The 18,245-nt window shown below is 66.5% G+C and carries 21 protein-coding genes; 13 read left to right on the forward strand and 8 right to left on the reverse strand.

What is annotated here, in order from left to right:
- Positions 1-2: 2 nt before the first annotated feature.
- The gene (locus H9532_RS03915) at positions 3-557 is read left to right on the forward strand and encodes an NAD(P)H-quinone oxidoreductase subunit J (RefSeq protein ID WP_296365940.1); all 555 of its coding nucleotides are present in this window, start codon (positions 3-5) and stop codon (positions 555-557) included.
- On the opposite strand, the gene H9532_RS03920 is transcribed toward H9532_RS03915, so the two are convergent.
- A complete protein-coding gene (locus H9532_RS03920) occupies positions 551-1,948 on the reverse strand; it encodes a gluconeogenesis factor YvcK family protein (protein WP_296365941.1) in 1,398 nt (465 codons plus the stop codon). The genes H9532_RS03915 and H9532_RS03920 overlap by 7 nt on opposite strands.
- 103 nt (positions 1,949-2,051) lie before the next feature.
- Between H9532_RS03920 and H9532_RS03925 the strand changes: the two genes are divergently transcribed.
- Together H9532_RS03925 and H9532_RS03930 are read left to right on the forward strand one after the other, a co-directional pair.
- Entirely contained in the window at positions 2,052-2,810 is a 759-nt protein-coding gene (locus tag H9532_RS03925; protein WP_296365991.1) for an ATP-binding cassette domain-containing protein, read from the forward strand.
- Positions 2,811-2,815: 5 nt separating this feature from the next.
- The gene (locus H9532_RS03930) at positions 2,816-3,739 is read left to right on the forward strand and encodes an MlaD family protein (protein WP_296365942.1); all 924 of its coding nucleotides are present in this window, start codon (positions 2,816-2,818) and stop codon (positions 3,737-3,739) included.
- Here the strand turns inward: H9532_RS03930 and bchD are convergent.
- Positions 3,726-5,849, reverse strand: coding sequence for a magnesium chelatase ATPase subunit D (bchD, locus tag H9532_RS03935; protein WP_296365943.1), 2,124 nt, complete (start codon positions 5,847-5,849; stop codon positions 3,726-3,728). The two genes, H9532_RS03930 and bchD, sit on opposite strands and share 14 nt — an antisense overlap.
- A 23-nt stretch (positions 5,850-5,872) precedes the next feature.
- Between bchD and H9532_RS03940 the strand changes: the two genes are divergently transcribed.
- Positions 5,873-6,223, forward strand: a complete 351-nt coding sequence (locus H9532_RS03940; protein WP_296365944.1) for a hypothetical protein — start codon at positions 5,873-5,875, stop codon at positions 6,221-6,223.
- On the forward strand, positions 6,163-6,834 hold the full coding sequence (gene folK, locus H9532_RS03945; RefSeq protein WP_296365945.1) for a 2-amino-4-hydroxy-6-hydroxymethyldihydropteridine diphosphokinase: 672 nt from the start codon (positions 6,163-6,165) through the stop codon (positions 6,832-6,834). Before H9532_RS03940 ends, folK begins: the two co-directional genes overlap by 61 nt.
- Before the next feature lie 8 nt (positions 6,835-6,842).
- Here the strand turns inward: folK and H9532_RS03950 are convergent, their stop codons facing one another.
- Positions 6,843-7,241: a type II toxin-antitoxin system VapC family toxin gene (locus H9532_RS03950; RefSeq protein WP_296365946.1), complete on the reverse strand. Its 399-nt coding sequence runs from the start codon at positions 7,239-7,241 to the stop codon at positions 6,843-6,845.
- The gene (locus H9532_RS03955) at positions 7,238-7,462 is read right to left on the reverse strand and encodes a type II toxin-antitoxin system prevent-host-death family antitoxin (protein WP_296365947.1); all 225 of its coding nucleotides are present in this window, start codon (positions 7,460-7,462) and stop codon (positions 7,238-7,240) included. Before H9532_RS03955 ends, H9532_RS03950 begins: the two co-directional genes overlap by 4 nt.
- A 187-nt stretch (positions 7,463-7,649) precedes the next feature.
- Between H9532_RS03955 and H9532_RS03960 the strand changes: the two genes are divergently transcribed.
- Positions 7,650-8,213: an NUDIX hydrolase gene (locus tag H9532_RS03960; protein ID WP_296365948.1), complete on the forward strand. Its 564-nt coding sequence runs from the start codon at positions 7,650-7,652 to the stop codon at positions 8,211-8,213.
- Positions 8,210-9,742, forward strand: coding sequence for an FAD-binding domain-containing protein (locus tag H9532_RS03965; protein WP_296365949.1), 1,533 nt, complete (start codon positions 8,210-8,212; stop codon positions 9,740-9,742). The genes H9532_RS03960 and H9532_RS03965 overlap by 4 nt, the downstream gene beginning before the upstream one ends.
- On the opposite strand, the gene H9532_RS03970 is transcribed toward H9532_RS03965, so the two are convergent.
- Both H9532_RS03970 and H9532_RS03975 read right to left on the reverse strand, forming a co-directional pair.
- On the reverse strand, positions 9,743-10,963 hold the full coding sequence (locus H9532_RS03970; RefSeq protein WP_296365950.1) for a DegT/DnrJ/EryC1/StrS family aminotransferase: 1,221 nt from the start codon (positions 10,961-10,963) through the stop codon (positions 9,743-9,745).
- Between the two features lie 38 nt (positions 10,964-11,001).
- A complete protein-coding gene (locus H9532_RS03975; RefSeq protein WP_296365951.1) occupies positions 11,002-11,592 on the reverse strand; it encodes a thioredoxin family protein in 591 nt (196 codons plus the stop codon).
- Between H9532_RS03975 and H9532_RS03980 the strand changes: the two genes are divergently transcribed.
- Positions 11,591-12,187 (forward strand): hypothetical protein, encoded by a 597-nt coding sequence (locus H9532_RS03980; protein ID WP_296365952.1) that lies wholly within the window; start codon positions 11,591-11,593, stop codon positions 12,185-12,187. The genes H9532_RS03975 and H9532_RS03980 overlap by 2 nt on opposite strands.
- 12 nt (positions 12,188-12,199) lie before the next feature.
- Here H9532_RS03980 and H9532_RS03985 read toward each other — a convergent pair whose 3' ends face one another.
- Both H9532_RS03985 and H9532_RS03990 read right to left on the reverse strand, forming a co-directional pair.
- The gene (locus H9532_RS03985; RefSeq protein WP_296365953.1) at positions 12,200-12,673 is read right to left on the reverse strand and encodes a hypothetical protein; all 474 of its coding nucleotides are present in this window, start codon (positions 12,671-12,673) and stop codon (positions 12,200-12,202) included.
- 14 nt (positions 12,674-12,687) lie between these two features.
- Positions 12,688-13,725 (reverse strand): FAD-binding domain-containing protein, encoded by a 1,038-nt coding sequence (locus H9532_RS03990; RefSeq protein ID WP_296365954.1) that lies wholly within the window; start codon positions 13,723-13,725, stop codon positions 12,688-12,690.
- On the opposite strand from H9532_RS03990, the gene fabI reads away from it, so the two are divergent.
- From fabI to H9532_RS04015, 5 genes are all read left to right on the forward strand, one after another.
- Complete coding sequence (gene fabI, locus H9532_RS03995; protein ID WP_296365955.1) at positions 13,724-14,506, forward strand: enoyl-ACP reductase FabI; 783 nt, start codon at positions 13,724-13,726, stop codon at positions 14,504-14,506. The two genes, H9532_RS03990 and fabI, sit on opposite strands and share 2 nt — an antisense overlap.
- Positions 14,507-14,644: 138 nt before the next feature.
- Positions 14,645-15,547: a bestrophin family ion channel gene (locus tag H9532_RS04000; RefSeq protein ID WP_296365956.1), complete on the forward strand. Its 903-nt coding sequence runs from the start codon at positions 14,645-14,647 to the stop codon at positions 15,545-15,547.
- Positions 15,548-15,600: 53 nt separating this feature from the next.
- Positions 15,601-16,203, forward strand: coding sequence for an imidazoleglycerol-phosphate dehydratase HisB (gene hisB / locus H9532_RS04005; protein WP_296365957.1), 603 nt, complete (start codon positions 15,601-15,603; stop codon positions 16,201-16,203).
- A 191-nt stretch (positions 16,204-16,394) separates the two neighbouring features.
- Positions 16,395-17,861: a carotenoid oxygenase family protein gene (locus H9532_RS04010; RefSeq protein WP_296365958.1), complete on the forward strand. Its 1,467-nt coding sequence runs from the start codon at positions 16,395-16,397 to the stop codon at positions 17,859-17,861.
- Entirely contained in the window at positions 17,861-18,157 is a 297-nt protein-coding gene (locus H9532_RS04015; protein ID WP_296365959.1) for a YciI family protein, read from the forward strand. The genes H9532_RS04010 and H9532_RS04015 overlap by 1 nt, the downstream gene beginning before the upstream one ends.
- Positions 18,158-18,245: the final 88 nt, after the last annotated feature.

An 18,245-nucleotide genomic window follows, 5' to 3' on the forward strand; every position in this document is an offset into this window, starting at 1 on the left:
CCATGCCTGAGGACACCGCTCAACCCACCCTCACGGCACCTGAACCCGGGCCGGTGAGCCGCTGGCTCAGCAGCCAGGGCTTCGAGCATGAGCTGCTCGAGCCGGATCATCTCGGCGTGGAAGTGCTGGGTGTGGAGGCACCCTTCCTCCCCCTGATCGCCACCGCCCTGAAGGCCTCCGGCTTCGACTACCTCCAGTGCCAGGGCGGCTACGACGAAGGCCCCGGTGGACGCCTGGTGAGCTTCTATCACCTGGTGAAACTGGGCTCGCTGGCCGACCAATGCAGTGCCGGCCAGCCGCTCCCCTCGGATCTCAAACCGGAGGAGGTGCGCCTGAAGGTGTTCCTACCCCGTGATGGAGCTCTCTCCATCCCCAGCCTCTACGGCCTGTTCCGCGGTGCGGATTGGCAGGAGCGCGAAACCTTCGACATGTATGGCATCAGCTTCGAGGGCCATCCCCATCCGAAGCGCCTGCTGATGCCGGAGGACTGGCAGGGTTTCCCGCTGCGCAAGGACTACGTGCAGCCCGATTTCTACGAAATGCAGGACGCCTACTGAGCGCTCTGTTTTTGGCGTTTGAAAAAGCGCATCACCGCCACTCCCACACTGCGTGGGTCGTGGCGGAGCGTGGATGAAGGTCGAGCTCCCTGCATCGGCGCCAGCATCACGTCGTAGCCCTGGCTGCGCAGCCGACGCACATTGCAGCGCACCGGTTCAGCGCCGCGCTGGCGGTAGTGATGCACCAGGGGCGAGTCGCCCAGATCTTCCTGGGCCAGCACGGCATTGAACAGCCGCTGCTGAATGCCCAGACTGGCGAGTTGGGCTTCGATGGCTCGCAGATGGCCCTCCACATCCAGCCCATCGGTTTCACCGGGCTGGGTCATCAGGTTGCAGATGTAGAGGCGCGGCGCCCGGCTGCGGCTGATGGCGCTCACCAATTCGGGCACTAGCAGGTTGGGCAACAACGAGGTGTAAAGGCTGCCCGGGCCGAGCACGATCAGATCGGCGTTGGCGATCGCCTCAAGGGCGCGCGGCAGGGCCGGGGGGCGTTCGGGGGTGCAGCCCAGGCGCACGATCGGGCTGGAGGCGTGGCCGATCTGCGACTCGCCTTCGATGCGGCGACCGTCTTCGAGTTCAGCCCAGAGGCGCACATCGGCATTGGTGGCCGGCACCACGGTGCCCTGCACGGCGAGAACGCGGCTGCTGGCGGTGATCGCTGATTCCAGGCTGCCGGTGATCGCGGTGAGGGCGGAGAGGAAGAGGTTGCCGAAACTGTGGCCCTCCAAACCGGTGCCGGCCCGGAAGCGGTATTGGAACAGGCGGGTGAGCAGCGGTTCCTCGGTGGCAAGCGCCGCCAGGCAATTGCGGATGTCGCCGGGGGGCAGCACGCCGAGCTCGCGGCGCAGCACCCCTGAGCTGCCCCCGTCGTCGGCGACGGTGACGATGGCCGTGAGGTTGCTGCTGTAGCGCTTCAGGCCGCTGAGCAAGGTGGAGAGGCCGGTGCCACCGCCGATGGCCACGATCGCGGGCCCGCGGTTGAGCCGCCGTTTGGCGGCCAGGGCATCCACCAACAGGGTGTCTTTTTCGGGGGCGAGCGCCTTCTGAATCGTGCCGAAACTGCGGCTCTGGCCCAGCCAGATCAGACCGCCGCCCACCAGGAGCACCAAGGGCCCGGTGATCTCCCGCGGCAACACTTGGGTGACGTTCTGCAGCGACCAGCGGATCGACTGCAGCAACCAATAAATGGGTTGCAAATCAGCCCAGACGGCTGCGCCGAGCAGCGCCAGCAGCAGGCCGATGCCCGAGGTGAGCATCCAGCGCTTCACCACCAGCCCTGGCTGCAGCCAGCGGGCGGCCCGCCGCGAGCGGCTCACCAGATCCTGCTGGCGCAGGTCGCCGCGGCCAACCCAGCTGGGCCTGGGTCTGGTGCGCTGGCTGCTGCGTGGCATTCGAGCGCGCATCACCCCAGGAGAGTGCTGGAACTGTACGGAGAAACCGCCAAGATGGCCCGGTTGCCTGCGTGAGTGTCCGGTGCCTGCACCCGTGGTGGAGATGCGCGACGTGAGCGTGCGCTGGGGCAGCAAGAGTGTGCTCAGCGATGTGGATCTGCTGCTGCAACCGGGTGAGCGCCTGGCGGTGGTGGGTCCTTCCGGTGCCGGCAAATCAACGATCCTGCGCCTGTTGGCTGGTTTGCTGTTGCCAAGTAGCGGTGAACTGAGCATCCACGGCATCCCGCAGACCTACCTCCGCCTCGATCAGCGCCATCCGCCAGATGTGCGGCTGGTGTTTCAGAACCCAGCACTGTTGGCTTCGCTCACCGTGCGTGAAAACGTGGGCTTTCTGCTGGATCGCTTCAGTCGCATGAGCGAGCCGGAGATCCGCGAGCGAGTGGGCAAGGCCCTCGACGCGGTCGGCCTTGCCGGCACGGAAGACCTCTACCCCGGTGAGCTGAGCGGGGGGATGCAGAAGCGGGTGAGCTTTGCCCGGGCGGTGATCGATGACCCCAGCCAGCCCGATGGCACGGTGCCGCTGTTGCTCTTCGATGAACCCACGGCTGGTTTGGATCCGGTGGCCTGCACGCGCATTGAGGATCTGATCGTGCAGACCACCAACCTGGCCCGTGGCACCTCGGTGGTGGTGAGCCATGTGATGAGCACGATCCTGCGATCGGCCGATCGCGTGGTGTTGCTCTACGACGGCTTATTCCGGTGGGAGGGATCTGTGGCCGACTTTCAGACCACCACCAATCCCTATGTGCTGCAGTTCCGCACCGCTAGTCTCAGCGGACCGATGCAGCCGGCGGAGCTCTGAGATCCATGCGCCGCAGTGTGCGAGAAGCCATGGTGGGCTTCACCTTGATTGCGGCCTTGGCCGGAACGGGTTTGTTCTGGTTGTGGTTGCGAGGGGTGTCGCTGGCGAGCCGCACCTGGCGTTTTCAGGTGAATTTCGCTGATGCCTCCGGTTTGGCGGAGCGTTCAGCCGTGACCTACCGGGGTGTGCTTGTGGGCAACGTGAACAAGCTCACCACCACCTCTGCTGCCGTGGTGGCGGAGCTGGAAATCGATGATCCATCCCTGCAACTGCCCTTGCCGCTGGTGGCGCAGGTTCAGGAAGCTTCTCTCTTAGGGGGTGATGCTGTTGTGGCGTTGATTGCCCCCAGCCGTCCGCTGCCGGAGGGTACACCAGGCCCCACGGCGGACAATTGCAACCGCAGCCTCATGGTGTGTGCGGGCGCCACCCTCAACGGCGTGAACGCGGCGAGCATCTCCAGCCTCACCGTGACCATGCAGAAACTGCTGGAGCAGGTGGAACGCGAGAACCTCGTGCCGGAACTGGTGAAGACCACCCGCAGTTTCGACATGACGGCCAAGGAAGCCACCAAGTTCATGGAGGACGGTCAGCAGCTGATCAAGGATCTGGAGGCGGCGGTGAAGAGCGCTCAGCCCACGATCGACAACCTCAACGCCGCCACGGCCAACGTGCGCAACATCACCCGCGCGCTGGACAACCCCAAAACGGTGTCGGAGCTTCAGGGCACGGTGGCCAACGCCGAGAAGCTCACCGCCCGCTGGAACGAGGTGGGCGGTGATGTAGAGAAACTCACCGCGGATAAGCGCTTCATGGATGGCCTGCGCAGTGTGGGCATTGGCCTGGGCAAGTTCTTCGATGAGCTCTACCCGGCCCAGACCGGCTCCAGCAAAGAGAAACCGGCCCAGAGCGGAACCGCTAAACCCCGCTGATCGCCTCCATCGCGATTGCAGCGATCGCCTGATCGCTCGCCTTGGGCAGCTGCACGTATTTGCCGCCCGCGGCATCGGCGAGGTCTTTACCCATGCCGCTCCCGATGAATTTGCGCTCGGTGTCGATCACCAGCAGCTTGATGCCGAGGGCGCGGTAGCGGCTCGCCACCTGCTTCACCTCCTCCTTCAGATCCACGGGTTCTTCACCCTCTAGTTCGGGCTGGCCGAGGGAGCGGCCCAGCGGCACATTGCCGCGGCCATCGGTGATCGCCACCACCACCACCTGGCCGAGATCGCCGGTGGCCAGGGCGTTGGCACCCACGCGGGCGGCCTGGGAGAGGCCGTGGGCCAGCGGCGAACCGCCCCCGCAGGGCATCGATTCCAGGCGCCGGCGCGCCGCGGTGATCGAGCGGGTGGGCGGCAGCAACACCTCGGCCGCTTCGCCGCGGAAGGGGATCAGGGCCACTTCATCGCGGTTTTCGTAGGCCTCGGTGAGCAGGCGGATCACGGCACCCTTGGCACTTTGCATGCGGTTCAGCGCCATCGAACCGCTGGCATCCACCAGGAAGATCACCAGGGCTCCTGCTTTGCGCTGCAGCTGTTTCGCCCGCAGATCACCGTCTTCCACCACCACCTTTCGGTGAGGCTCCCGTTCGCGGCGGGTTTTCTGATACGGCGCGGCGGCCCGCAGGGTGGCATCCACGGCGATCCGCTTCACAGGGCCGCGGGGCAGCATCGGCTTCACATAGCGGCCGCGCGAATCGCTGAACACCACGGCCCGGCTGCCGCTGCCGCCGCTTTTGGCCTTACCGGCGTTGAACAGCAGCAGATCGGGATCGATGGCTGTGGCCTCGGGATCCAGCAGGAATTCCTCCGGGATTGAGGGGGGAGCCTGATCTTCGGGTGTGTTCTCGTCGTCGTTGTTGTCGTCTTCGGGCTCGTCGGGCTCCTGCTCGTTCTCCGGTTGCTCGGGCTCCTCCGGCGGCTGCTCGCCCTGCGGCGGGGGCGGCGGCGGGGGCTCCATCGGCTGATCAGGATCCGGCGGCGGCAACTGCAGGGCGCGGGGGGCGATCACCAGGCGCACCGCCACCTGCAGGTCCTCCGCTTCCACCCGGTCGCGGCCGCTCAGAGCCGCATGGGCGCGGGCGACGCGCACGGCATAGAGCTCGCTGCGATGGCCCTCCACGCCACCGCGCAGGGCCTCGTTCACCAGGTAAGCGATTTGTTCGCGCGTGATCTGCACATCGGGCAGCCACTGGCGGGCCAGCAGCAGCTGGGTGGCCAGGGCGTCGGTGTCCTCCTGGAAGCGGGCGGCGAAGGCTTGGGTGGATTCGGCGTGGCCGATGGCGCTGCGGGCGATCTCCACACGCTGATCCAGCTCCAGCACCTGGTTGGCCGAGAGAGCGATCGCGAAGCGATCGAGCAGGTGATCGCGCACCGCTCCCTCTTCGGGGTTGTAAGTGGCGATCAGCAGGCAGCGGCAGGGATGGCTGAGGCTCAGGCCTTCCCGTTCGATCCGGTTCTCGCCGCTGCTCACCGCTGCCAGCAGCAGGTTGGTGATGTTGTCGTCGAGCAGGTTGAGCTCGTCCACATAGAGCACACCCCGGTGCGCTTCGGCCAGCAGGCCCGGTTGGAACACGGCCTGGCCGCTGGCCAGGGAGGCCGTCACATCCACCGACCCAACAAGGCGGTCTTCGGTGATCCCCAGGGGTACCTGCACAAACGGTGCCGGAATCACCTTGGTGGGCAGCAGCGCGGCTGCATCGTTGCCGCTCGGATCGGCGCCGAGTTCGGTGAGGCGGCGGCGGGTGGGCTCGTCCCAGTCGTCGGGGCGTTGCGGGTCGATGTTGAGGGCCGCCGGGGTGGGCTGGCCGGCGGGTGCCGTGCCCAGATCGAGCACATCGATCGGAGGGAGCAGGGCGTGCAACCCCCGCGCCAAAACGGATTTACCGGTGCCGCGGCCGCCGGCGATCACCACGCCGCCAAGGCCTGGATCCACAGCCGCCAACAGCAGCGCCAGCTTCAGGGTGCCGTGGCCGGTGATGGCCGCCAGCGGGAAGGCCCGTTGAGCGGCGTCGTTGGCAGCCTCAGGACGGGCGCTTGCAAGCATGGGCGGGCGCAATGCACCGATTGGTGGCGACAAGTCTCTCTGATCAGGTCGGCCGCGCGTGTTGCCGTCGCCGAATTCGCCAGGGGCTGTTGCTGCTGGCGGCTGTGTCGCTGGTGGTGCTGTTCGCCGACTGTTTCGATACCAACGAAGCCGACAAGCTCCCGCTGGCGCTGCAGCGCCTTCAGTCCACCTGGTTGCCGGGCGATTGGTATCTGAATCAGACCCAGCCTCATCAGTGGTTGTTTCTGGATTTGGCGGGGCGCTACGGCGTGGTGGCTGTGGTCACCCGCGAGGGTCAGGCGGGGCCACCGGGTTGGCATCAGGCCTTGCAGGCATCGCCGTGGTGGCTCTGGCTGCCGGGATCGCCAACGTGATGGAGCCCACCTGCAGCACGGGTTCAGCCCTGGCGATTGGTCTCGGGGCCAATCTGCCCAGCGCGGCCGGTGGGCCCTGCGAAACCCTGGTGGCTGTGCGCCCACGCCTGGAAAGCCTGCTGCACATCTGGGCGGCTGAGCCCTGCGTTCTGCACTGGTCGCCGCTGGTTCGCAGCGCTCCGGTGGGAGGTCCGCCCGGTCAGCCGGATTACATCAACGCGGCGGTGGTGGTTGAGGTGTCGCGGACGCCGAGCCACAGCGCAGCCCTGGAGCTCCTGCATGGGTTGCAGCAGCTGGAGCTGGTTTTTGGCCGGCAACGGCTGGAGCACTGGGGCCCGCGCAGCCTGGACCTCGACCTGCTCTGGTGGGGTGATCTGACGATTGAGGAGCCTGCACTCCAGCTTCCGCATCCCCGCTGGCACCAGCGCGCCTTCGTGTTGGCGCCCCTGCTGGCGATCGAGCGCAGGTCGCCGTTCCAGGCACCAAGGGGCTACCCGCCTTTAACAGCATTGATGGAGGCCACCCAGGAGCGCCCACCTCGCCCACTCCTGCCCCAATCGCACGGCTGGCTGGCGGGATCTAGTGCCACCAAGGATCATCAAGCCAACTAGCCACGTCATCACCAGACCACCGGTACGCCGTGGCCACGAAGGGCCAGATCGCAGCTGACCAGACTCAGGTCTTCGCTCTGCGCCTGGGCCAGTAGGAATCGGTCGACAGCATCCGGTTGTGGGCGCTTGCTGCGCGCGTGCCATTGACCCGCCAGCAGGCTGTGTTGCGCGTTGATGGCCAGGAGTGCAAAACCCTCATCCAGCACCAGTTGTGGGAGCTCCCAGACCACGGGAGCAAGCTCTGGCAGCTTCCCGTCCTCAACAGCCAGGCTGAGTTCCCAAAGGGAAGCTGCACTCACCACAACCGGCTGATCCGGTGCTTGCAACAACGCCTGCACCTTTGACGAGAGCAGTCCAGGGCAGCACCACCACCACAGCAGGACGTGGCTATCGAGCAGGAGCTTCATCGCCGGAACAGGATGCGCGGATCCTGCAGGGGACCGAGCTGCCGCAAGCGGCCTGGTTGCCGTTGCGGTGTTTGCGCTTGCCGGGGAAGTGGAAGGAGCTGAGCCCAGGGCTCGCCGTATTTCGTGAGGACGAATTGCTCACCGGCGTGAGCGCGATCCATCAGCTCTGCCAGGCCTTGCCGCGCGGCATGGGCGTTGATCCGCTGAGTGGGAGCGTTCATGGTGCTTGGTGTGGGGTTTGTCGTGTGTCCATGGGTGGGACCATGTTTGGGGGGATGTGGTCCCACCCATGGAGAGCGATGGCCGACGACGTTGTTGCCTCCGCTCGCCGTTAACGGCAGTGTTCCCCGCCGCTGCTCAGCTGCCCCTGCGAAGCTGGCTCAACCACGCCTCGCTTCTGCTGCTGCCATGGCGCCATTGCCCGCCCCGGAACCTGCGCGCCATCTGGAAACCATCGCCAGCCTGGATGCCCGCAAGCTGCGCTTCGAGATCAACCGGGTGCAGTTGCCGATGGGGGTGGAGGGCAGCTTCGGTGTGATCAAGCACCCCGGTGCCTCTCTGGCGGTGCCAGTGCTTGCTGACGGCCGGGTGGTGGTGCTGCGCCAGTACCGCTTTGCCGTGGCCACGCGCCTCCTGGAGTTCCCCGCCGGCACCCTGGATCCCGGCGAGACGCCGCTGTCGACGATGCAGCGTGAGCTTCAGGAGGAAGCGGGCTACAGCGCCAGCCGCTGGGATGCGCTTGGCGCGATGCTGCCCTGCCCGGGCTATTCCGATGAGGTGATACACCTCTTTTTGGCCCGGGATCTCAGCGAGCTGAGCGAGCGCCCCGCCGGCGACGACGATGAAGATCTCGAGGTGGTGTTGATGACACCGGCCGAACTCGATGCCGCCATCGCCAGCGGCGATGAGTACCTCGACGGCAAAAGCATCACGGCTTGGTTCCGGGCCAAGCAGCTGCTCGGCTTGGCATGAGCGCGGAACGTTGGCTGTTCTGGCATCGGCGCGATCTGCGTCTGGCCGACAACCTGGGCCTGGCTACGGCCGCTGCTGCCACCCCTGCGGTGACCGGGGTGTTCGTGCTCGATCCCGCCATCCTCGGCGCCCCGGATATGGCGCCGGCGCGGGTGTGGTTCCTGCTCGAGAGCCTGAAGGAGCTGCAGCAGCGCTGGCATGAGGCGGGCAGCCGGCTGTTGGTGCTCGAAGGGGATCCGGAGCAGGTGCTGCCCCAGTTGGCGGAAGCCTTGGCGGCGCCGGTTGTGGCCTGGAACCGGGACGTGGAGCCCTACGGCCGTGCCCGCGACCGGCGCGTGGCGGCGGCGTTGCAGGCGGCCGGCCGCAAGGTGCTCGTGGATTGGGATCAGCTGCTGGTGGCGCCGGAGGCGCTGAAAACCGGCGGCGGTGATCCCTATCGCGTGTATGGCCCCTTCCTGCGCAATTGGCGCGGCCAGCTGGAACGCAAGGCCGCGGCGGGCTCCGCTCTCAGCGGTGGCGTGGACCCCGTGGCAGCACCGGCTGGCCTTGTGGATCTGGATCCAGCGGCCCTGCCGGAACCGCGTGCGGCGCTGTGGGCCCAGCTGCCACTGCGCGACAGCCTTCCCACGCTGGAGGAGCTGGACCAATCATTTGAGGGGGTGGACTTGTGCCCGTGCCGGCCTGGAGAGGCCGCCGCTTTGGCGCAGCTGCAAGCGTTCTGTGATGGAGGCGGTGTATCGAGCAGGCGCATTCCGTTGTTCGGCTACGAACCGGGCCGCAACATGCCGGGGGAGGCCGGCACCTCGGGCTTGAGTGCGGCGCTTAAATTCGGCACCCTTAGCCCGCGTCAGGCCTGGGCCGCAGCGCAGCAGGCCCGCCGGGTGGCGGAAGCCTTAGGTGGTGCGGAAGAAGCGATCACCTCGATCGGCGTGTGGGAGCAGGAACTGGCCTGGCGCGAGTTTTATCAACAGGCGCTGTTCCATTTCCCCGAACTGGCGGAGGGGCCCTACCGGCCGCAGTGGAAGCACTTCCCCTGGGACAACCACCAGGGCCGCTACGAGGCCTGGTGTGAAGGCCTCACCGGGATGCCGATCATTGATGCGGCGATGCGCCAGCTCAACGAGAGCGGCTGGATGCATAACCGCTGCCGCATGATCGTGGCCTCCTATCTGGTGAAGGATCTGATCTGTGATTGGCGCTGGGGCGAAACTGCCTTCATGCAGCGCCTCGTGGACGGGGATTTAGCAGCCAACAACGGCGGCTGGCAGTGGAGCGCCAGCAGCGGCATGGATCCCAAGCCGCTGCGCATCTTCAATCCCGCCACCCAGGCCAGCAAGTTCGATCCCACTGGCGCCTACATCCGCCAGTGGTTGCCGGAGCTGCGCCATGTGAACACCAAGGATCTGCTCAGCGGCGAGATCGCTCCGATGGAGCGGCGCGGCTATCCAGGGCAACTGGTGAGCCACAAGAACCAACAAGCCCGCTTCAAGGCTCTTTACGCCGCCTTGCCCAAGCCGGGCAACGCCTGATCAGGCCGCAACGGCTGCCGCGGTGTCGCGGTTGGCCGCGGCTCCGCAGAGGCTCTGCAGCACCTCGATCACCTGTTGCTGCTGCACGCTGCTCAGCTCCGGGAAGATTGGGAGGCTGAGCACTTCCGCGCAGAGCCGCTCGGTCACCGGCAGGGAGCCGGGCTCATAGCCCAGGTGGGCGTAGGCGGGCTGGCGGTGGATCGGAATCGGGTAGTAAATGATCGTGGTCACGCCGGCTTCCTGGAGCTGGTGCTTGAGCCAGTCGCGGCAGCAGGCTTCTGGCAGGCCGAAGCTGGCGCTGTCTGAAGACGGCGTGCAGCTCTGGTTGCAGGCGGGGGTGGGGGTGCAGGCGGGCACGCGCACCACGAACTGGTTCCAGCTGTGGCCGTCGGGTCCGGCTTCCGGCAGCTGGATCGTGCCGGCCTCGGTGAGTTGGCTGCGGTAGCGGGTGGCGATGCTGCGGCGCAGATCGATCCAGCGCTCCAGGTGCGGCAGCTTCACGTTGAGCACCGCGGCCTGGATGGCATCAAGGCGGCTGTTGTAGCCGAGCTCGGTGTGCAGATAGCGGCGAGGCATGCCGTGCACGGCCAACTCGCGCATGCGCTGGGCCAGGGCGTCGTCGTGGCAGGTGACGGCGCCGCCATCGCCGGCGCCGCCCAGGTTTTTGGTGGGGAAGAAGCTGAAGCAGCCCACATCACCCCAGCTGCCCACGGGCTTGCCGGCCCAGCTGGCGCCGCTGGCCTGGGCGCAGTCTTCCACCACCTTGAGGCCATGGCGCGCGGCGATGGCGCAGACGCGCTTCATGTCCACCGGACGGCCGAACAGGTGCACCGGCAGCAGCACCTTGGTGGCGGGGGTGATCGCGGCCTCGAGCTGCTCGAGGTTGATCAGGTAGGAGCTCTCCTCCACATCCACAAACACCGGCGTGGCGCCAACGGCGCTGATCGCTTCGGCGGTGGCGAAGAAGCTGAACGAGCAGGTGATCACCTCATCGCCCGGCCCAACGCCCAGGCCGCGCAGCGCCAGGATCAGGGCATCGGTGCCGCTGTTGCAGCCCACGGCGTGGGAGGTGCCCACCGCTTTGGCAAAGGCTTGTTCGAAGGCGGCGATCACGCCACCACCGATGTATTGGCCGCTGCGTAACACCTGCAGAACGGCGGCATCAAGCTGCTCGCCCAGCGCATCGAGCTGCTCGGTGAGGCTGAAAGGGGGCACCTGCATGAAGGCAACCTTAAGACGCCTGTTCGGATCCCCGATCCTCAAGCCCCCTCGGGATGCCACTTGATGTTGCATCCGATCGAGGGTTGCTGTTCGGCGCTGATGGGCTGGCCGGCCAGGAGAGCATCGAGGGCAGCGCGCAGCGTGCGGCCATCTAGCGGTTCGGCGTTGCCGGGGCGGCTGTCATCCAGTTGGCCGCGGTAGGCGAGGTGATGGGCGCCATCAAACAAGTAGAGGTCTGGGGTGCAGGCGGCGTGGAAGGCCTTTGCCACGGCCTGGCTGGCATCAAACAAATAGGGGAAGCGCCAGCCGTTCCGTTGGGCCTGCTCCCGCAGACCCTCGGGTCCGTCCTGGGGGTGGGTGAGTGTGCTGTTGCTGGAGATGGCCACGATCTGGATTTGGCTGCCGTAATCGCGCTCCAGCCGACTGAGTTCCGGCTCGATGTGCTTCACGAAGGGGCAGTGGGCGCAGAGAAACAGCACCAGCACCGGCTGGGCCGTGAGCGTGTTGGTGCTCCAGGGTTCACCGCTGTCGCCGCTGCCCACGGGTCCCTGGCCGCCCCAGATCTGCTCGAGGGTGAAGGCGGGCAGCGCTGTGCCGAGCGGCAGCATCGTGGAGGGGGTCAACACCATGGCGGCGGCTCTGGCGGAGTTGGGGCAGGATGCGCCGATTGTGTCTCGGCTGGCCTTGCTTCGATCTGCGCTGCATCGCCCTCGCTGCTGGAGTGGCCTTCTGCTTGCTGCCGCCTTGGTGGGCTGTGTGCCGGCCCATCGCAGCGCCAGCTGGGCGCTCTATCCCCTGCAGCGCAACCAGCCCCACGACGGCCTGGCGGTGGTGAGCCAGCCCGACGGCTATGGCCTGCACATCTGGCTGGAAACCGACACCAGCCAGCAGGGTGTGTGCCGGCCGCGCTGGTTGGTGGATCCGGCGCGGCTGTTCAACGGCAACGGCAGCGCTCCCTTCAGCTCTGGCTTGGCCACCCGCGCTGAATTTTTTGAGGCCGTGTCCCGCAAAGACGTGCAGCGGATGCTGAAGAGCGAGTTGGAGGCCTTGTGCAAAGCCCGTGCTCCCAAGGCCCAGTGGCAGTGGAGCGAACCGCCTCGCAAGCCCGCCGATGTGAAGGTGCAGACCTTCCCCCTGGTGGAAGAGCAAGACCTGCTGCCCTCCCCCTATGAGGTGCGCCAGCAGGAAGAGGAGCTGATGAACGGGGCTCCACCGGCTTCCTGAGCTGCGGCAGCCCTACTGCTGCGGGCTCCAGTTGGCCCACACCTCCCGTTCGGCGCGGCGCCAGTAGCGGCTGAAGCGCCCCAGATCCACCCGTCCATCCAGCTGTACGAACGGCTCAGGCTCCAGAACCTCCACAGGCAGCTCCTGCTCAAGGGCCTTCCCAATCGCCTCCACCCGAGGGTCGGTGCCGGCGCTGGTGACGATGCCATCGGCCCCATGGGCGCGGGCGAAGGCGAGCACCTCGGCCGCCACATCCCCGTGGCGCAAGCTCACGGGCAGCTCCAGTAGGCATTCGTAGAGGAAGCCGATCCGCTTGAGGCTCACCGCTTGGGGCGCCCCGCCGGCGGGATCGCCGGTGGTGGGGCTGCGGCCCGCCAGGAGTTCCGCGTCGAACACGAACACCGCTGGCCGGTCGGGGTGGGCCTGCAGGGCGGGATTGGCGGGGCCGAGGGCCTCGCCGTGAATCCAGAGGATGGGGCGTTCCATCGGGTTGGCTCTGCTCAGTGGCGGCGGGTGGGACGACTCAGGGCGGCGGAGGGGCCGGATGACCGCGGGCTGGAGCGTTCGCGGCGGCCCGCATCCACGCTGCGGAGGCTGGGTAGTGGTTGGAAGAGTTCGGCCTCCAGCTGCTCGTAGCTGGCATCGAACGGGCAGCCCTGTTCGCTCAGGCGGCAGCTCCGGCAGAAGCTGCCGCCGCTGTAGCGCTCGAGGTTGCCTCGATTGAAGAAGTAGGGCTTGTGGCTGAAGCTGCTGGCCACCCACTGCCAGCTCAGGTTGTTGCTGGCTGGATCGCCATCGAGCAGGTGGCGCAGGAACCATTGGGCCCCGGCCTGCCAGCGGACCCGCCGCCAGTGCACCAGGTAGGCCGCCAGCCACATGCGGGCGTGGTTGTGCAGCCAGCCGCTGGTGTGCAGCTCAGCGATGAAGCCATCCATGCAGGCCAGGCCGGTGCGGCCCTCGGCCACGTCGGCCGGGAGCTCAGAGCTGTAGGTGCCGGGGTGGTGGCCGGTTTTGAGCTCTTCTTGATCGCGCCAGATGCCGCCTCCGAGCTGCTGCCAGAGGCGTTGCCAGTAGTCGCGCCAGCCGAGCTCATTGATCAGCTTTTCACCGGCTGGCCGGCCACCGCCGCCCGGGGCCTGCAGCCGGGCGAACACGGCATCGCGCACCTCCGCCAGGCTCAGTGCCCCATGGCGGATGTAGGGCGACAGGCGGGTCACCGGGCCATCAAGGAAGTTGCGTCCCTTGGCGTAGCGGGCCGGCTGGATGCGGCCCAGCAGCGCTTCGGCCTGGTGGCGGCCGCCGCGGATCGGGCTGAGGCTGCCTTCGGCTTCTGGGAAGAGGTGTTGCAGCTCGGCCTCCAGCGCCTGGCGGCTCTCGAACTGGCGCGGCAGCTCGCCTGGCTGCTCAGGCCAGCTGAGCGGTGCGCCGCTAAGGGAATCGGTGGCCACGGGGTGGAGCAATCCATGCGCCGATACTGCCGCTTGGGGCCGGTGGCCGTGGCTGGGGGAGAATCCCCCGATCGCAAGCGCCCGATCCATGCTCCTCGACCTGCGCGGCAAGAAGGCCCTCGTCACCGGCATCGCTAACAACAAGTCGATTGCCTGGGGCATCGCCCAGCAGCTGCATGCCGCCGGCGCTGAGCTGGGGGTGACCTATCTCCCCGATGAGAAGGGCCGCTTCGAAGGCAAGGTGCGCGACCTCACCGCTCCCCTGGCACCCACCCTGTTCGAGCCCCTCAACGTGCAGGACCCGGCTCAGATCGAGGCCGTGTTCAACCGGGTGAAGGAGCAGTGGGGCTCCATCGATGTGCTCGTGCACTGCCTGGCCTATGCCGGCAAAGACGAGCTGGTGGGCGATTACTCGAATATTTCCCCGGAAGGCTTTGGCCGCGCGCTCGAGGTGAGCGCCTACTCGTTGGCGCCTCTCTGCCGCTACGCCAAGCCCCTGTTTAACGAGGGCGCCAGCGTGATCACCCTCAGCTACCTCGGGGCTGAGCGCGCCATCCCCAACTACAACGTGATGGGCGTGGCGAAGGCGGCCCTGGAGGCCTCCGTGCGTTATCTGGCCGCTGAGCTGGGCGCCGAGAAACAGGTGCGCGTGAATGCCATCAGCGCTGGCCCGATCCGCACCCTGGCCAGCTCTGCCATCGGTGGCATCCTCGACATGATCCACAACGTGGAGGAAAAGGCCCCGCTGCACCGCACCGTGACCCAAGACGAAGTGGGCGGCACCGCGGCCTTCCTCGCCAGCCCCCTCTCGAGCGGCATAACCGGCCAGGTGATCTATGTTGATGCGGGCTACTGCATCACTGGAATGTGAGCGGCCGCTCTGGAAGGTCGCGGAGGATCGATAGGGCCTCGGCTGGATCTGTGAGCGGAACGCGTCGTGATCCATCGGGCCAAGACGCAGAGGCCTGATGCATGTCTCAGATAGATTTACGTGAGCTTTTCGGCCTGAATGCTGCGCCAGGTTGGCCGCTTCGGTGATCTCAAGGTGGCTCTCTATGTGGGCCGATCGCTGTGGGATGATCTCGGTGTTGCTCTGTTGTTGTGCTTGTGCACAATCAATATCAACAAAACGATCTCTGCCCATGTAGCGCCGGAGATCCTGCTGCCAATGCTGGGCATCGCGGTTTCGATCTTCACCAGCTTCCGCAACAGTCAGGCCTATTCACGCTGGTGGGAGGCGCGCTCGCTCTGGGGTGCGCTGATCAACCACAGTCGCAACTGGCGGGACAATCTTTACAGTCTGCTGGGTGATACCGAAGCGGCGCGGGCGATCACTGGGCCGCTGCTGCAGCGGCAGGTGTTGCTGATGTGGTCCCTCAACAATGAATTGCGGGATCGGCCGCAGCCCTACGCGGTCCTAGCGTTGGACCAGCTATCGCGCTCATTGGGGTCCGGCGAAGTGGCCACCACGCAGGCGTTGCTGGTGGAGCAGTCGCTGGCGGTGGAGGCGCTCTGCCGAGAGGGACGGATCAGCGAGTTCGGGCGGATGCAGCTGCTGCGGGTGCTGGATGAGCTGTGCAATGCGATCGGTGGCTGTGAAAAGGTGCGCAATCAGCCGTTTCCCGCTTCCTACGATGCCTTTATCCGCGTGAGTGTGTGGGTGTTCGGCTTTCTGGTGTACATCCGGATGGATGCCTCCCATGAGCCCTGGGGGGCGCTAGTGGGCTATCTGGTGATGGCCGCGTTCATCACAGCCGAACGGCTCGGTGCCTACATAGAAGCCCCTTTCTTCGGGCCGGTGTTCGCGCTGCCGATGAATCGCCTCTGCGCCACGATCACAAAAGGCTTGCTGGGGGCGTCCCATCCCCTGGCGGTGCCGCCTGAGGATGAGCGCGCCACTCTCTGGACCTGACGGCGGCAGGTCGGATGTTTCGGCATGATCGAAGTATCGCGAGCCTCTGATCCATGCGCACCGGCACGATCCACCGCGTTACTGGCGAGACCGATGTGCATGTGAGCCTGGGGCTCGATGGCAGTGGCAGCTGCCAAGTGAGCACCGGCGTGCCGTTCCTTGATCACATGCTCCATCAGATCAGCAGCCACGGGCTGATTGATCTGGAGATCAAGGCGGTGGGCGACACCCACATCGACGATCACCACACCAATGAAGATGTTGGTATCGCCTTGGGTCAGGCCCTGGCCCAGGCGCTGGGGGATCGGCGCGGCATTCACCGCTTCGGACACTTTCTGGCCCCCCTCGATGAAGCGCTGGTGCAGGTGGCCCTCGATTGCAGCGGCCGGCCGCACCTGAGCTTCGGCCTGCAGATCCCCGCCCAGAAGATCGGTAGCTACGACACCGAACTGGTGAAGGAGTTTTTCGTGGCCGTGGTGAACAACTCCGGCCTCACCCTGCACGTCCGCCAGTTGGATGGGGTGAATTCGCACCACATCGTGGAGGCTTGCTTCAAGGCCTTTGCGCGGGCGTTGCGCCAGGCCACCGAGGTGGATTCGCGCCGTGCCGGGGCGGTGCCCAGCAGCAAAGGGGTGCTGGAGCGGGCCGGGGCCTGATCCGGCCCGCTCTGGGCGCCAGTTGAGGGCAGTGCAGGCGGACCTGTCTGGGGATGTGTCTGCGAGTGGGCCCAGATGCCGCGGGTTGTGGGCCCACTCCTGGACAGTTGCTTCGCCCCCGCCCCCGACCTGGAGCGATGCCTTAACACTCCGTTACGCGATGATGGGGAAATGCGCCTGCCGCCGCCCTGATGACCGCTGCCCCCGCTGCCGCTCCCGCCTACGACCGCGCTGATTGGGCCAGCGCCTTTCGCAATGTGGGCGTGGAGCTCGATGGCGTCGCGCTCACCGCGGCACGCGGCACGATCCCGCCGGAGCTCGAGGGCACGCTCTATCGCAATGGCCCCGGCAGGCTGGAGCGCGGCGGCCATTGGGTGCATCACCCCTTTGATGGCGACGGCATGATCACCGCCCTGCGCTTCGCGGGCGGCCAGGCGGAGCTGCGCAACCGTTTTGTGCGCACGGAGGGTTGGCAGGCGGAGGAAGCGGCAGACAAATTCCTCTACCGCGGTGTGTTCGGCACCCAGAAACCCGGAGGCATCGCCGCCAATGCCTTCGACCTGCGGCTCAAGAACATCGCCAACACCCATGTGGTGTGCCTCGGTGATCAGCTCCTGGCGCTGTGGGAGGCGGCTGAGCCCCACGCCCTCGACCCCGACACCCTGGAAACCCGCGGCCTCAGCCGCCTGGATGGCTTGTTGAAAAAGGGCGAGGCCTTCAGCGCCCACCCCCGCTTCGATCCCGGCCATCACGGCGAGCCCCGCATGGTGACCTTCGGCGTGAAGGCGGGCCCGCGCAGCACGATCCGGCTGATGGAGTTTTCCAGCGCGGGCACGCTGCTGGCCGACAGCAAGCACAGCTTCAAGGGTTTCGCCTTCCTGCACGATTTCGCCATCACCCCCAACTGGGCGGTGTTCCTCCAGAACGCCGTGGCCTTCAATCCCACCGGCTTCGTGCTGGGCCAGAAGGGTGCAGCGCAGTGCCTGAGCTCCAAGCCGGGAGAGCACGGTCAGTTCTGGTTGATCCCCCGCAGTTCCGGCAGCGCCGCGGGCCGTGAGCCGCTCCAGATCGCCGCGCCGGAAGGCTTTGTGTTCCACCACCTCAATGCGTTTGAAGAGGGCGATGAACTGGTGGTGGATTCGATCTACTACGCCGATTTCCCCTCGATCGGGCCCGACGTGGATTTCCGCCAGGTGGATTTCGAGAGCATCCCCGAAGGCCAGCTGGTGCGCTGCCGCATCAACCTCACCGATGGCAGCGTCACGAGCGAGCTGCTTGAGGAGCGCACCTGCGAATTTGCGATGGTGAACCCCGCTCGGCAGGGCTTGGATGCTCACGTGAGCTGGATGGCTGTGGCCGAGCGCGAGCGGGGTAACGATCCGCTGCAGGCGATCAAGAAGCTCGATCTCCGCACCGGGGACGGCCGGGTGTGGAGCGCAGCACCGCGCGGGTTTGTGAGTGAGCCGGTGATGGTGCCCCGCCCTGGTGCCACGGCAGAAGACGACGGCTGGGTGCTCTGCCTGGTGTGGAACGGCGCCCGCTGCGCCAGCGATCTGGTGATTCTCGATGCAGCGTCGATGGCGGAAGTGGCCGTGCTGGAACTGCCCCTGGCGGTGCCCCACGGCCTGCATGGCAGCTGGGCGCCTGCATCGGCTTGATGCCCTGGTTTGTGAAGCAGGAAACCTTCCTGCGTTCCTATGCGCAGATGAAGCCCCACCTGCAGGCGCATCGCGCCTGGGTGGAGCAGTTGCGTGAGGCTGGGACCGTGCTCAGCAGCGGCTATTTGGTGGACGGGGCTGGGCGGCCTGGTGGGGGAGGTCTGCTGCTGCTGCAGGCTGCCGACTACGCCGAGGCGGAAGCCCTGGTGCTGCAAGACCCGATGGTGCGCAGTGGCGGCGTGGAATGGCGGCTGCAGGAATGGCGGCCGTCAGTCGGTGATCTGGGCGTGCCCTGAAGCCTTGTTGGGGCTTGTTCAGTTGCATCTGGTTGCAGATCGCTGCAAGACCGGTCGCATGGCTCCGCAGGGCTGCCCTTAGACACAA

Origin of the sequence: Vulcanococcus sp. Clear-D1 (assembly GCF_014654725.1) — a bacterium.
In the GTDB taxonomy this organism is placed as follows: Bacteria; Cyanobacteriota; Cyanobacteriia; order PCC-6307; family Cyanobiaceae; genus Vulcanococcus.